23 protein-coding genes and 1 pseudogene are annotated in these 13,541 nt (G+C 46.1%); all 24 read right to left on the bottom strand.

Annotated features, from left to right (window positions below; translation table 11 throughout):
* A pseudogene (locus QVO39_RS03475) lies at positions 1–96 on the bottom strand (50S ribosomal protein L15); the annotation flags it as partial.
* A 61-nt stretch (positions 97–157) separates the two neighbouring features.
* The gene (gene rpmD / locus QVO39_RS03470) at positions 158–337 is read right to left on the bottom strand and encodes a 50S ribosomal protein L30 (protein ID WP_021903029.1); all 180 of its coding nucleotides are present in this window, start codon (positions 335–337) and stop codon (positions 158–160) included.
* A gap of 22 nt (positions 338–359) precedes the next feature.
* Positions 360–866: a 30S ribosomal protein S5 gene (gene rpsE, locus QVO39_RS03465; protein ID WP_018028982.1), complete on the bottom strand. Its 507-nt coding sequence runs from the start codon at positions 864–866 to the stop codon at positions 360–362.
* 24 nt (positions 867–890) lie between these two features.
* Positions 891–1,235, bottom strand: coding sequence for a 50S ribosomal protein L18 (gene rplR, locus QVO39_RS03460; protein ID WP_021903028.1), 345 nt, complete (start codon positions 1,233–1,235; stop codon positions 891–893).
* A gap of 25 nt (positions 1,236–1,260) precedes the next feature.
* Positions 1,261–1,815, bottom strand: a complete 555-nt coding sequence (rplF, locus tag QVO39_RS03455) for a 50S ribosomal protein L6 (RefSeq protein ID WP_018028980.1) — start codon at positions 1,813–1,815, stop codon at positions 1,261–1,263.
* A 24-nt stretch (positions 1,816–1,839) separates the two neighbouring features.
* On the bottom strand, positions 1,840–2,235 hold the full coding sequence (rpsH, locus tag QVO39_RS03450) for a 30S ribosomal protein S8 (protein ID WP_021903027.1): 396 nt from the start codon (positions 2,233–2,235) through the stop codon (positions 1,840–1,842).
* A 454-nt stretch (positions 2,236–2,689) separates the two neighbouring features.
* Complete coding sequence (rpsN, locus tag QVO39_RS03445; RefSeq protein ID WP_021903026.1) at positions 2,690–2,959, bottom strand: 30S ribosomal protein S14; 270 nt, start codon at positions 2,957–2,959, stop codon at positions 2,690–2,692.
* A gap of 18 nt (positions 2,960–2,977) precedes the next feature.
* Entirely contained in the window at positions 2,978–3,529 is a 552-nt protein-coding gene (gene rplE, locus QVO39_RS03440) for a 50S ribosomal protein L5 (RefSeq protein WP_021903025.1), read from the bottom strand.
* A gap of 24 nt (positions 3,530–3,553) precedes the next feature.
* The gene (gene rplX, locus QVO39_RS03435; RefSeq protein WP_018028976.1) at positions 3,554–3,874 is read right to left on the bottom strand and encodes a 50S ribosomal protein L24; all 321 of its coding nucleotides are present in this window, start codon (positions 3,872–3,874) and stop codon (positions 3,554–3,556) included.
* Positions 3,875–3,891: 17 nt separating this feature from the next.
* Positions 3,892–4,257 carry a 50S ribosomal protein L14 gene (gene rplN, locus QVO39_RS03430; RefSeq protein ID WP_018028975.1) on the bottom strand — a complete coding sequence of 122 codons (366 nt, stop codon included), beginning with the start codon at positions 4,255–4,257 and terminating at the stop codon, positions 3,892–3,894.
* Positions 4,258–4,287: 30 nt separating this feature from the next.
* Entirely contained in the window at positions 4,288–4,545 is a 258-nt protein-coding gene (gene rpsQ, locus QVO39_RS03425) for a 30S ribosomal protein S17 (RefSeq protein WP_018358870.1), read from the bottom strand.
* Positions 4,546–4,560: 15 nt separating this feature from the next.
* Positions 4,561–4,770, bottom strand: a complete 210-nt coding sequence (gene rpmC / locus QVO39_RS03420; RefSeq protein ID WP_018028973.1) for a 50S ribosomal protein L29 — start codon at positions 4,768–4,770, stop codon at positions 4,561–4,563.
* Between the two features lie 28 nt (positions 4,771–4,798).
* Positions 4,799–5,218 carry a 50S ribosomal protein L16 gene (gene rplP / locus QVO39_RS03415; protein WP_018028972.1) on the bottom strand — a complete coding sequence of 140 codons (420 nt, stop codon included), beginning with the start codon at positions 5,216–5,218 and terminating at the stop codon, positions 4,799–4,801.
* Positions 5,219–5,265: 47 nt separating this feature from the next.
* A complete protein-coding gene (rpsC, locus tag QVO39_RS03410; RefSeq protein ID WP_018028971.1) occupies positions 5,266–6,012 on the bottom strand; it encodes a 30S ribosomal protein S3 in 747 nt (248 codons plus the stop codon).
* Between the two features lie 26 nt (positions 6,013–6,038).
* Complete coding sequence (gene rplV, locus QVO39_RS03405) at positions 6,039–6,446, bottom strand: 50S ribosomal protein L22 (protein WP_018028970.1); 408 nt, start codon at positions 6,444–6,446, stop codon at positions 6,039–6,041.
* Positions 6,447–6,487: 41 nt separating this feature from the next.
* Positions 6,488–6,754, bottom strand: coding sequence for a 30S ribosomal protein S19 (rpsS, locus tag QVO39_RS03400; RefSeq protein ID WP_018028969.1), 267 nt, complete (start codon positions 6,752–6,754; stop codon positions 6,488–6,490).
* A gap of 45 nt (positions 6,755–6,799) precedes the next feature.
* A complete protein-coding gene (gene rplB / locus QVO39_RS03395) occupies positions 6,800–7,633 on the bottom strand; it encodes a 50S ribosomal protein L2 (RefSeq protein WP_018028968.1) in 834 nt (277 codons plus the stop codon).
* A 6-nt stretch (positions 7,634–7,639) separates the two neighbouring features.
* The gene (rplW, locus tag QVO39_RS03390; RefSeq protein ID WP_018028967.1) at positions 7,640–7,936 is read right to left on the bottom strand and encodes a 50S ribosomal protein L23; all 297 of its coding nucleotides are present in this window, start codon (positions 7,934–7,936) and stop codon (positions 7,640–7,642) included.
* 30 nt (positions 7,937–7,966) lie between these two features.
* A complete protein-coding gene (gene rplD, locus QVO39_RS03385) occupies positions 7,967–8,599 on the bottom strand; it encodes a 50S ribosomal protein L4 (RefSeq protein ID WP_018028966.1) in 633 nt (210 codons plus the stop codon).
* 5 nt (positions 8,600–8,604) lie between these two features.
* Positions 8,605–9,222 carry a 50S ribosomal protein L3 gene (rplC, locus tag QVO39_RS03380; protein ID WP_021903024.1) on the bottom strand — a complete coding sequence of 206 codons (618 nt, stop codon included), beginning with the start codon at positions 9,220–9,222 and terminating at the stop codon, positions 8,605–8,607.
* A 76-nt stretch (positions 9,223–9,298) separates the two neighbouring features.
* Complete coding sequence (gene rpsJ, locus QVO39_RS03375) at positions 9,299–9,610, bottom strand: 30S ribosomal protein S10 (protein WP_018028964.1); 312 nt, start codon at positions 9,608–9,610, stop codon at positions 9,299–9,301.
* 29 nt (positions 9,611–9,639) lie between these two features.
* Complete coding sequence (fusA, locus tag QVO39_RS03370; protein WP_021903023.1) at positions 9,640–11,763, bottom strand: elongation factor G; 2,124 nt, start codon at positions 11,761–11,763, stop codon at positions 9,640–9,642.
* Positions 11,764–11,787: 24 nt separating this feature from the next.
* On the bottom strand, positions 11,788–12,264 hold the full coding sequence (rpsG, locus tag QVO39_RS03365) for a 30S ribosomal protein S7 (RefSeq protein WP_018028962.1): 477 nt from the start codon (positions 12,262–12,264) through the stop codon (positions 11,788–11,790).
* Between the two features lie 592 nt (positions 12,265–12,856).
* Positions 12,857–13,231 carry a 30S ribosomal protein S12 gene (gene rpsL, locus QVO39_RS03360; RefSeq protein WP_018028961.1) on the bottom strand — a complete coding sequence of 125 codons (375 nt, stop codon included), beginning with the start codon at positions 13,229–13,231 and terminating at the stop codon, positions 12,857–12,859.
* Positions 13,232–13,541 lie beyond the last annotated feature (310 nt).

Here is a 13,541-nt window from a genome sequence, read left to right as displayed (position 1 = left end):
TGTAGAAGTGCCACCCATGCCGCTACCAGGACCGCGACCAATCCTTCTGCGACTTTTTGTAGCCCCATTTGCGGGCTTCAAATTTGATAGGTTCATATCTAATATATATCTTTAATTAGTTGGGTGCTTCTCCCTAAAAGGAGAATCACGCACTAGATTAATCCTTAATTTCCTCAACTAGGTGGTGTACCTTCTTGATATTTCCGAGTACAGACTCATTTCTAGGAAGCTCAACCACCCTATTAAGTTTCTTAAGTCCAAGAGCATCAAGAGCTGCCTTTTGATCCTTTGGACAACGAATGCGACTTCGCACTTGCTTAATCTTTATAGTCTCCATATTACTATATGTGTACTCTTACTTATCCCTTAAATACTTTCTCTACCGAGATACCACGTATCTTAGCCACCTCGAGTGGATCACGCATCTCACTTAGTGCTTCAATGGTAGCCTTAACAAGGTTATGAGGGTTACTCGACCCCTTGCTCTTTGCTAGCACATCGGTCACTCCAACGCTCTCCAATACGGCACGCATTGCACCACCAGCTACTACTCCAGTACCCTCTGATGCAGGCTTTAGCATCACACGTGCACCGCCAAACTTAGCTGACTGCTCGTGAGGTATAGTCCCTTTGTGTACAGGCACCTTGATAAGGTTTTTCTTGGCGGCCTCTGTAGCCTTCTGAATAGCCACACTCACTTCGCCTGCCTTACCTAGGCCATAGCCGATAATTCCATTTTCATCACCTACCACTACCATAGCAGCAAGTGTAAAGGTACGACCACCCTTTGTCACCTTGGTCACACGGTTAATCGCCACCAATCTCTCCTTTAGTTCGAGACCACTTACAGAGTTAATTCTCTTCATATCTTTACTGTACTTATGGTTGTGTTAGAACTTCAATCCTGCTTTCCTAGCACCCTCTGCCAGCTCCTTGACACGTCCGTGGTAGAGGTAGCCATTACGATCAAAAACGACCGTCTCGATACCTGCTTCTACAGCCTTCTTACCCAAAGCCTCGCCCACCTTCTCGGCCAGCTCCTTCTTTGGTAGCTTATCCTCTAACATCTTAGAGTCGAATGCTACGAGAGTCTTTCCCTCCACATCGTCAATTACCTGTGCATAGATCTGCTTATTACTTCTAAATACAGTCAGCCTAGGTCTCTCAGCAGTACCGTGTAGGTTTTTACGCACACGTGCCTTGATCTTTAATCTTCTTTCCTTCTTAGTTATCATAGATTACGAATATCCAAAAGTGTGATTACTTAGCTGCTGCAGTCTTACCAGACTTCCTACGGATGTACTCACCGACAAACTTGATACCCTTACCCTTATATGGCTCTGGTTTACGGAATGTACGGATCTTAGCACATACTTGACCAAGCAGTTGCTTATCGGCCGAAGAAAGTGTTACGAGTGGAGCCTTATTACGCTCCATCTTGGTCTCCACCTTGATCTCTGGTGGCAGTAGCAGGAAGATAGGGTGAGAGTAGCCTACTGATAGCTCAAGTAGCTGTCCCTCATTTGAAGCTCTAAATCCTACACCAATCAACTCAAGTGTCTTAGTATATCCCTCGGATACACCCACCACCATGTTGTGTACTAGCGAGCGATAAAGTCCGTGCAACGCACTCTCCTCCTTAGTACCATTGGTAGTTGAGAAGTGTAGCACATTCTCCTCTTCCTTGATTTTGATACGTGGATCAACTTTCTGAGAAAGCTCTCCCTTAGGGCCCTTTACTACCACTACATTATCCTTAATAGTGACAGTGACACCGTTAGGGATAGAAATGGGCAAATTTCCAATTCTTGACATAACTTTGTTCCTTTCCTATTAAGATTAATAAATATAGCAGAGCACTTCACCACCGATCTTACGGTCTGCAGCCTCCTTATTGGTCATCACACCTTGGCTAGTAGATAGGATAGCGATACCAAGCCCGTTAAGGACTCTAGGCATATCCTGATAGCCTACATAACGACGAAGTCCTGGACGCGATACACGCTCCAGTTTCTTGATTGCATTTTTCTTAGATACTACATCGTACTTAAGAGCAATCTTGATAGTTCCTTGAGGGCCACTCTCATCAAACATGTAATTGAGAATATACCCCTTCTCAAAAAGGATCTTTGTCATCTCCTTTTTGATGTTACTCGCTGGGATTTCCACCACTCTATGCTTTGCCATAATAGCATTGCGCAAGCGAGTTAAATAGTCAGATATTGGATCTGTCATATAAATAAGTTGTTGAAATTAATCTGAAAATAGAGTGAACCAACACAGCTACCTCAGACAATATTTACATACACTTTTTCACTCTCTTGTGGTATTGCTGTACGTCATAAACTTTTAAGCACCACCACATACCATCAAATTGATGCGAAATAACGCATCAGCTCTGCTCAATCAGAACCGATAGCGATACATCTCTCAACTCTTTGATAGGCACAAAGGTACAAATATCTAGCGATATCTCCAAATAACACTCAATCGCCAGCTCTTCACCCGCTCGTTACGGGAAGATGGCAATCAGTATTAGTGATGCTAAATAAGCAGAAGACCCTGCACTATGATGTTCAAAAATAACTACGCCCGAGTACTTATTAAGACTCAGCGTAGTTATTTTGCACAGCACTTACCCTCCAACACTTGGCAGGTAATCTATGGGTCTCTCTATACTCATTGATAGTTACCAGCTGGCCTTCTTCACCCCTGGGATAAGCCCCTTTGATGCCATCTCGCGAAACTGAATTCTTGAGATTCCAAAAAGTCTCATATATCCCTTTGGTCTACCAGTGATATTGCAGCGGTTGTGAAGTCGCACAGGGCTAGCATTTTTAGGTAGCTTCTGGAGACCTTCGTAGTCGCCCTCAGCCTTTAGCTTAGCACGCTTCTCAGCATACTTCTCCACTAGCTTAGCTCTTTTGCGCTCACGCGCCTTCATTGATTCTTTTGCCATATTGCTCTCTATCCTTCCTTAGTTTTCTTTCTTCTTGAAAGGGATTCCAAACTCCTTTAGAAGTGCAAATCCCTCCTCGTCCGTCTTGGCAGAAGTGACAAAGGTGATATTCATACCCATAATCTTGGTAACACTATCAAGATTAATCTCAGGGAAAATAATTTGCTCTGTCACACCTAGGGTATAGTTACCTCTACCATCTAGGCGGCTCTCTACACCCTTGAAGTCACGAATACGAGGTAGTGCGATACGGATCAGCCTCTCCAGGAACTCATACATCTTCTCTCTCCTCAGCGTTACCATCACACCGATAGGCATACCCTTACGGAGCTTAAAATTAGAAATATCCTTTTTGGAGTAGGTCACTACTGGTTTTTGACCAGTGATCAAGGCTAGCTCACCTTGAGCTATCTCGATCAGCTTCTTATCGCCCGTTGCAGCACCTAGACCTTGATTTACCACGATTTTGGTAAGGGAAGGCACCTGCATCACACTACTGTAGCCAAATTGCTTCATCAGCAGTGGCACAATACGCTCATTATAGTCCTTTTTCAAATTATCTGTAGCCATCTCTCTTTCAGCTATTAGCATTTATTACTTCAGTAGCTCACCAGACTTTTTGGCATAGCGCTCAAGCTTACCATCGTCATTTCTACGACGCCCTACACGAGTAGGAGCCCCAGTCTTAGGATCTACGGGGTTGAGGTTGGAGATATGAATAGATGCCTCTTTGTGCACCATGCCACCTTGAGGGTGCTGAGCACTTGGCTTAGTCCTCTTAGTGATCATATTTCGTCCCTCTACGATAGCTCGGTTCTTCTTGGTATCCACCTTCAAAACTCGGCCAGTCTTACCCTTGTCATCACCCGCATTAATAAATACGGTATCGCCCTTCTTTATATGAAATTTTGCCATTGTCTTTCCTTTCTATATTAAAGCACCTCAGGTGCAAGTGAGACAACCTTCATATTCACGGCACGTATCTCACGTGCTACAGGACCAAAGATACGGGTAGCACGGATATCACCAGCAGCATTTAGGAGTACACACGCATTCTCATCGAAACGGATGTACGATCCATCTGGACGTCGGATCTCCTTTTTGGTCCTTACGATCAATGCCTTCGATACTGCCCCCTTCTTCACATCACTACCAGGGATTGCACTCTTTACAGACACCACGATCACATCACCGATCGAAGCATATCTGCGACGAGTACCACCTAGCACGCGAATACAGAGCACCTCTTTAGCACCGCTATTATCAGCTACAGCTAGTCTAGACTCTTGTTGTATCATAATAGATTACTCTACAAATCTGCAATATTATTACTTCGCTCTCTCTACGATCTGGATCACTCTCCAGCGCTTGGTACGGCTTAGTGGTCGAGTCTCCATAATCCTAACGGTGTCCCCTTCGTTGCACTCGTTATTCTCGTCGTGTGCGTGGAATTTCTTGGTCTTATTCACAAACTTTCCGTAGATAGGGTGTTTCTCCTTCCACTTCACAGCTACTGTGACAGACTTATCCATCTTATTACTAGAGACGACGCCTTGTCTTACCTTCCTTAAACTTCTCTTTTCCATCTCTTAGAGCGACTCTTAATCGTTAATACTTCCTTGCTCAACGCTCTTCTCGTTGAGGACGGTACGGAGACGTGCTACCAACTTTCGCTGGTCATTGAGCGATGAAGGCTTATCTAGAGGGGTTACTCTATGCTGGAGCTGCATCCTCTGATACCTTACAGTCTCTGTCTCGATTCTCTCTTTTAGCTCCTGTACCGTGAGGTCTCTTAGTTCATTACTCTTCATACCTAATTACTTATATACAGTACAGAAATTAAAATTCATAGTCACGGCGAACCACAAACTTTGTGGTCACTGGGAGCTTTTGAGCAGCGAGGCGAAGTGCCTCTTTTGCTACCTCATAGCTCACACCCTCTACCTCAAATAGCATACGTCCAGGAGTTACAGGAGCTACGAAGCCCTCAGGGTTACCTTTACCCTTACCCATACGCACCTCTGCTGGCTTAGCAGTGATAGGCTTATCAGGGAAAATACGTACCCACACCTGACCTTGACGTTGCATATATCTAGTCACAGCGATACGTGCCGCCTCTATTTGGCGACCAGTAATCCAGCAAGTCTGTAGCGACTTGATGCCGAAAGAGCCAAACGCAAGCTGATTACCACGCTGGGCATCACCCTTCATGCGACCCTTTTGCTGCCTTCTGAACTTGGTCTTTTTTGGTTGTAACATATCTTATGTCTTATCTTCAATTTTATACTTCCTTAGCGTGCAGTAGCTTAGCGCTCATTACGTCCGCCACGATTGCCTCTACGGCGACCACCACGGCCACCACGACCACCATCGCGACGTGGGCGATTGTCACGCTGCTGTGTGAAGTCAGGAGCAAGGTCACGCTTACCGTATACCTCACCGTGGCAGATCCACACCTTTACACCGATGGCACCCACCTTGGTACGTGCCTCCTCAAGAGCATAGTCGATATCTGCGCGGAGCGTGTGGAGTGGAGTACGTCCCTCCTTAAACATCTCGCTACGTGCCATCTCAGCTCCATTGAGCCTACCGCTTAGCTGAATCTTAATTCCCTCAGCACCTGAGCGCATAGCATTACCAATGGCCTGCTTTACTGCTCTACGATAGTTCATACGGCCTTCTAGCTGGCGTGCGATATTCTCAGCCACGATCTTGGCGTCTACATCAGGCCTACGGATCTCAAAAATATTGATCTGCACCTCCTTGTCGGTAAAGCGCTTGAGCTCCTCACGTAGCTTATCCACCTCAGAGCCACCACGGCCGATGATATGGCCTGGGCGTGCTGAGCAGATAGTGATTGTGACTAGTTTGAGTGTACGCTCAATGACTACCCTAGATACACTTGCACGAGAGAGGCGAGCCTCGATATAGGTGCGAAGCTTATAATCCTCTAGGAGAGTGTCGGCGAGATCACTTTTCTTGCCGAACCAATTAGAGTCCCAGCCCCTAATGATTCCTAAGCGATTGCTTATTGGATTTGTCTTTTGTCCCATCTACAAATTATTTGCTTAGAATGTGCTTAAATCTCTTCCGCATTGGGAAGTGTATCTACATAAATCGTCAAGTGGTTGCTTCTCTTACGGATTCTACAACCTCTACCTTGAGCTCTTGGACGGAGGCGCTTTAGCGTCATGCTCTCATCCACATAAATCTTGGAGATATATAGTTCTCCTTCGTCTGCCTGACGGCCATTCTTTTGTTCCCAATTAGAGATGGCGCTACGTAGTAGCTTCTCCATTGGTGTAGCCGCCTGCTTGCTTGAAAATCTAAGTACGCCAAGTGCTTTATTCACCTCCATACCACGTACCATATCCGCTACCAAACGCATCTTACGTGGAGAGGAAGGGATATTGACAAGCCTAGCAAAGTACTGAGTACTGCGTGCCTCTTTGCGTTGCTCAGCGGCTAGCTTCTTCCTTTTACCCATATTAGTTACTGTCTAATTTTATTTAATGTCCCGTGGTGGGGTTACTTTCTATTACCACTGTGTCCACGGAAGGTACGAGTAGGTGCAAACTCACCTAGCTTGTGTCCTACCATATTCTCAGTTATAAACACTGGGATAAACTTATTCCCATTGTGTACAGCTATTGTATGCCCTACGAAGTCGGGTGAAATCATTGATGCACGGCTCCATGTCTTGATGACACTCTTCTTGCCACTCTCATTCATCTCAAGTACTCGCTTCTCTAGCTTAAGCTCGATGTAGGGTCCTTTTTTTAGTGAACGACTCATATCTTTATTAGTACATTAAGTTGGTTCAATACTTACCTAAAGCGATTACTTACGCTTCTTCTTACGACCCTCAATGATATACTTAGAGGAGTGCTTCTTAGGTGCACGAGTCTTCAGACCCTTAGCATACAGACCAGTACGGCTACGTGGGTGACCACCCGACGCACGACCTTCACCACCACCCATTGGGTGATCTACTGGGTTCATCGCTACACCACGAACGCGTGGACGGCGACCCATCCAGCGGGTACGTCCAGCCTTACCACTTCTCTCTAGGGCGTGGTCAGAGTTGCCCACACTACCTACAGTAGCTTTACAAGCTGCGAGGATACGGCGTACCTCACCACTAGGCATCTTGATCACCACATAGGTCCCCTCACGAGAGGTGAGCTGAGCAAATGAGCCTGCACTACGCACCATCTTAGCACCTTGGCCAGGACGAAGCTCAATATTGTGGATCACAGTACCTACAGGGATCTTGCCTAGAGGAAGGGCATTACCCACCTCTGGAGCTGCATCCTCTCCGGACAGTACAGTCCTTCCTACCTCTAGCCCATCAGGAGCTAGGATATAAGCCTTCTCACCATCAGCGTAGTAAAGAAGTGCGATACGAGCTGATCTATTTGGATCGTACTCGATAGCTTTTACTGTCGCAGGAATACCATCTTTCCTTCTCTTGAAATCGATGATACGGTACTGCTTCTTGTGACCGCCACCGATATAGCGCATCGTCATCTTACCGGTATTGTTACGCCCACCGGTTTTTTTCTTCGATGCGATTAGAGACTTCTCCGGTGTACTTTTAGTGACTTTATCAAATGCACCGATAATCTTATGTCTTTGCCCAGGCGTAGTGGGCTTTAATTTACGTATTCCCATTTCTTATCAAATGTTACTAAAGAAGTCTATCACTTGACCCTCTTTAAGTGTTACGATTGCCTTTTTGAACGCAGGCTTTTTCCCTACGATAAGACCACCCTTGGTATATCGCTGCATGCGCTTTCCATCATAGTTGATGGTGTTGACGCTTACCACGTCTACGTCGTACATCTTCTCTACAGCCTCCTTGATAGCGGTCTTATTTGCATTACGAGCCACTTTGAAGCCATAGCGATTGGGCATCTGTTCGGTGATGTCCGTCAACTTTTCAGTAATAATAGGTTGTAATAAAATACCTCTCATACTATTTATTTATCTCTCTAAAGTGTCCCGTTACTTCTTTGCTAGTAGGTCAGTCAGCATGGTGAGTGCACTCTCAGTCAGTACGAGTTGCTTAGCATCAAGTAGATTGTAAGTGCTCACGTCCTCTGCTTGCATCACGTTTACAGTAGGGATATTACGTGCTGATAGTAGGAGGGTATTATCGATCCCACCTAGTAGCACTAGGCTCTTTTGTCCATCAATCTTGAGTGCCTTAAGTACCGATGCAAATTGCTTGGTCTTAGGAGCATCAAAAGAGAAATCCTCTACCACTGTAATCTCATTGGCACTTGCTTTGCGGCTTAGTGCAGAGATACGAGCCAGTTGCTTTACCTTTTTATTTACCTTTTGTTCATAGTCACGTGGACGTGGGCCAAATACTGTACCACCGCCTCTTAGTAGAGGGCTCTTAATACTACCTCTACGTGCTCCACCTGTACCTTTTTGGCGGAAGAGCTTGCGGGTACTGAAGGCCACTTCAGCACGCTCCTTAGTCTTGTGAGTACCTTGTCTCTTATTAGCTAAGTAGCGCTTCACGTCTAGATAAATGACATGATCATTAGGCTCTACTCCAAATACAGAAGCATCTAGAGTTACCTTACGTCCGGTCTCCTGACCGTTGATGTTCAATACATTTAATTCCATATCGCTTAGATATTTACTAATAAGATGGTACCTTTTGCTCCTGGAACGCTACCCTTTACCACAAGGGCATTTTGCTCTGGGAGCACTTTAATCACACGTAGGTTCTCAATGGTCACACGGCGGTTACCATCTTGACCTGCCATCCTCATACCCTTCACTACCTTAGAGGGTGTAGCACACGCTCCGATAGATCCAGGTGCTCTGAGCCTATTCTTTTGACCGTGGGTTGTCTGGCCCACACCGCCAAAGTTGTGGCGCTTCACAACACCCTGAAATCCTTTACCCTTAGAGGTACCGATAACATCGACATAAGCGACGTCATTGAAGATTTCGGCATTGATTACATCACCCAACTTGTACTCCTTGTCAAAATTATTGAACTCGGCCAAGTGTCTCTTGGGGGTTACTCCAGCCTTAGCGAAGTGGCCTTGCTCAGCCTTATTGGTATGCTTCTCCTTTTTATCTTCGAAGCCCAATTGGATTGCCTCATAGCCATCCACCTCACTAGTCTTTACCTGAGTTACCACACAAGGACCTACTTCGATAACAGTGCATGGGATATTCTTCCCCTCGGCACTGAATACGGATGTCATTCCGACTTTTTTTCCTATTAATCCTGGCATTTCAGTCTCAACTTATTGGTTTGGTTTACAATATAACTTTTATCTCTTGTAAGACAGATCTAACCTTACTTCCAGATTAGATATCTGTCTTGATCTCAATCTCCACACCACTTGGGAGTACCAAGCGAGCCAAAGCATCTACTGTGTTGGTACCTGCATTGACAATGTCGATGAGGCGCTTGTAGGTAGATAGTTGGAATTGCTCACGGCTCTTCTTATTCACGAAAGTAGAGCGGTTTACGGTGAAGATACGCTTACGAGTAGGCAATGGAATAGGTCCACGCACAGTCACTCCCGTAGGCTCTACTGCCTTGACAATCTGCTCGGCCGACTTATCAACCAATGTATGGTCGTAAGACTTAATCTTGATTCTAATGACTTGATTCATATGCTTGCAATGATTCTCTTTATTATCTATTACTTAAGGAGCTCTACGTGTCCATCTACCTCCTCTAGTACGGCCTTGGCATTAGAGGTCGACATCTCCTCAAAGTGGCTAAAGGTCATAGTACTTGTCGCACGACCACTCGTAATGGTACGGAGGGCAGTCACATAGCCAAACATCTCAGCAAGTGGGGTCTTGGCCTTTACGATACGGGCACCATTGCGGTGAGTCTCCATACCCTCTACCTGACCACGACGCTTATTGAGGTCACCAATCACATCACCCATGCTCTCCTCAGGGGTTACCACCTCTACCTTCATAATAGGCTCAAGAAGCACTGGATGTGCCTTGGCGCAACCATTCTTAAAGGCTTGGATAGCACACACCTCAAACGAAAGCTGGTCTGAGTCCACTGGGTGGAAAGAGCCGTCAAGCAAGGTCACCTTTAGTCCATCCATAGGATAGCCTGCAAGCACACCATTCTTCATAGCACGCTCAAAACCCTTCTGCACGCTTGGAATATACTCACGTGGAATATTACCACCCTTCACCTCGTCGATAAACTGTAGGTCACCCTCAAAGTCCTTATCCTTAGGCTCTAGGCGTACGATAATATCGGCGAACTTACCGCGACCACCTGTCTGACGCTTGTACACTTCACGAAGCTCAACTGCCTCAGAGATCGCCTCCTTGTAGCTAACTTGTGGACGGCCTTGGTTACACTCTACCTTGAACTCACGCTTCAGACGGTCGATAATAATCTCAAGGTGTAGCTCACCCATACCGCTAATCACGGTTTGGCCAGTCTCCTCATTAGTCTTCACGGTAAAGGTTGGATCCTCCTCCGCTAGTTTAGACAGACCGATTCCGAGCTTATCCATATCCTTCTGAGTCTTAGGCTCCACTGCGATACCAATCACTGGATCTGGGAAGTCCATACTCTCAAGTGTAATAGGGTGCTCCTCATCACAAAGGGTATCACCTGTGCGGATATCCTTAAAGCCGACGCCGGCACCGATATCACCCACATTAATAAGCTCCATAGGATTTTGCTTATTAGAGTGCATCTGGAATAGTCGGCTGATACGCTCCTTCTTCTCGCTACGGCTATTATATACGTAGCTACCTGCCTCTAGCTTACCAGAGTATACACGGAAGAAGCAGAGACGACCTACATAAGGGTCGGTAGCGATCTTAAAGGCAAGTGCACAAAGTGGCTCATCCTCATCTACCTGACGCACAATCACCTTCTCAGGATCACGTGGGTCGGTACCCTCTACTGTAGGAGTATCTAGTGGGCTAGGAAGGTAAGCGCACACACAGTCAAGCAGTGGCTGTACACCCTTATTCTTAAATGAAGTACCACAGATCACTGGATTGATCTCCATAGAGATGGTACCCTTACGGATTGCCGCACGAATCTCATCCTCAGTGATAGTGGATGGATCGTCAAAGTACTTCTCCATAAGTGCCTCATCTACCTCAGCAAGGCTCTCCAGCATCTTCTCACGCCACTCCTCGGCATCTGCCTTTACATCCTCAGGGATTTCCAAGGTATCATAGTGTGACCCCATTTCCTCATCGTGCCATACAAGAGCCTTCATCGTTACGAGATCCACGACCCCCTTGAAAGTCTCCTCAGCACCGATGGGCACCTGAATTGGCACAGCATGTGCACCAAGCATATCTTTGAGCTGACGTACTACCTCATAGAAGTTAGCACCGCTACGGTCCATCTTATTGACATAAGCGATTCTAGGCACCTTGTACTTATCTGCCTGACGCCATACGGTCTCACTCTGTGGCTGTACTCCACTCACTGCACAGAAAGCAGCTACAGTACCATCGAGTACACGTAGTGAGCGCTCCACCTCCACGGTAAAGTCCACGTGTCCGGGAGTGTCAATAAGGTTGATCTTATATTTTTCGTTATGATAGTTCCAGAAAGCAGTGGTTGCAGCACTGGTAATAGTAATACCACGCTCCTGCTCCTGTTCCATCCAGTCCATAGTTGCTGCACCATCGTGTACCTCACCGATCTTGTGAGTAAGACCAGTATAGAATAGGATACGCTCCGATGTAGTAGTTTTACCGGCATCAATATGCGCCATGATACCGATATTTCTTGTACGCTCTAAATGTGTCTTATTAGCCATCTCTTGTTGTTTCCTTTCTATTCTTTAGAATCTAAAGTGAGCAAATGCACGGTTAGCCTCAGCCATACGGTGCATATCCTCCTTACGCTTAAAGGCACCACCCTGCTGGTTGTAAGCGTCCATGATCTCAGCGGATAGCTTATCAGCCATCGTCTTACCGCCACGCTTGCGAGCGAATAGGATCATATTTTTCATTGAGATAGACTCCTTGCGCTCAGGTCTGATCTCAGTAGGCACCTGGAAGTTGGCACCACCAATTCTACGAGTCTTCACCTCCACCTGTGGAGTGATGTTCTCGAGAGCGGTCTTCCAGATCTCTAGAGGAGTCTTCTCCTCATTAGCCATTTTATTCTTTACGATCTCTAGTGCACCGTAAAAGATCTCAAAGGATAGATTCTTCTTACCATCATACATCATGTGGTTGACGAATCTAGTCACAGCGACATCATTGTACACTGGATCTGGCAATAGTTGCCTCTTCTTTGGCTTCGCTTTTCTCATATTATGCTACAAAAAAAGTATCATTGTCTTGCAGTCCTTACCGTAGTACCAGCCACAGCCATTCCTCTGCTTACTTACTAGTACCGCCTTTGTAAGGCGCCAAGACCAAATCAGTATTTGTTTTGATTGCACTTACGGTCTTCACCGCAAGCTTGAAAATAGACAACCCACACTTCGTTATCTTTCCCCCTTAGTCTTTATCTTAAGACCACTTCTAGGGAGCATCCACCTCACTTGTGAGTTCTCCTCTCTTACGCATCTTCTCCTTTGCCTAGCTAGTCTTCCGACCCACTCCGCCTAGCCATCTTGGCTTGTCTCACCTACACTATTAATGTGTAAGCTCAACCTTGGCGACACCCAACCAAAATATTGATCATTGGGCTAGCTCCAGATACTATAGTGACACCCTGCTACACTTAGGTAGCTCTGGCTCTAAGCAGAGATCCCATCATTTCAGACCGATGGACATCTCGTCACCATCTCATAAAGTCAATGTCTTTTTGTATTCCCTCTTTCTCTTCTTTGGCGGTAACACCACTGTGCTACTACGAGGGCTCTCTTTGCACCCAGCTAAAACTAGCTATCGCTTGAATTACTTCTTAGGGCGCTTTACACCATACTTACTACGGCGTTGTGTACGACCATTCACCCCTGCCGTATCTAGTGCACCACGCACGATGTGATAACGCACACCTGGAAGGTCTTTCACACGACCACCACGCACTAGTACGATAGAGTGCTCCTGAAGGTTATGACCCTCACCTGGGATGTAGGAGTTCACCTCCTTACCATTGGTGAGACGCACACGAGCCACCTTACGCATAGCTGAATTAGGCTTCTTAGGCGTAGTAGTGTACACACGTACACACACGCCACGACGCTGTGGACAGCTATCCAAAGCTGGGCTCTTCCCTTTCTCCTCAATTGTCGCACGTCCCTTACGGACCAATTGTTGAATCGTTGGCATCTTATCCTATCTTATTAAACAAATTATCTACCTCTATAGCAGACTCTCACCCACTATGAGCGAGGTATACCATATCGGTGGGCAAAGGTACGATAATATTTGATAACTACCAAGCAAATAGCCGATTAAATCTATCCACAGATTGAATTACTAGTGCAATTTACTGATTATTTTCCGATCAATTACCATTCGTCTCCTTCGGGTCGGGCATCTCATCTAGGATAAATATGTACCTCTTAGCAACACCAAAAAACTTCTATGCTAGTAGGGTGAAAGTGGAGATGCAACTAAGCAATCGGCGAGATGCAAC

The sequence above is a fragment of the Porphyromonas sp. CAG:1061 genome, assembly GCF_000435035.1.
GTDB classification, from domain to species: Bacteria; Bacteroidota; Bacteroidia; order Bacteroidales; family Porphyromonadaceae; genus Porphyromonas_A; species Porphyromonas_A somerae.
Note: the sequence above shows the minus strand (reverse complement) of the source record. Positions and strands in the feature narration are given on the sequence as shown.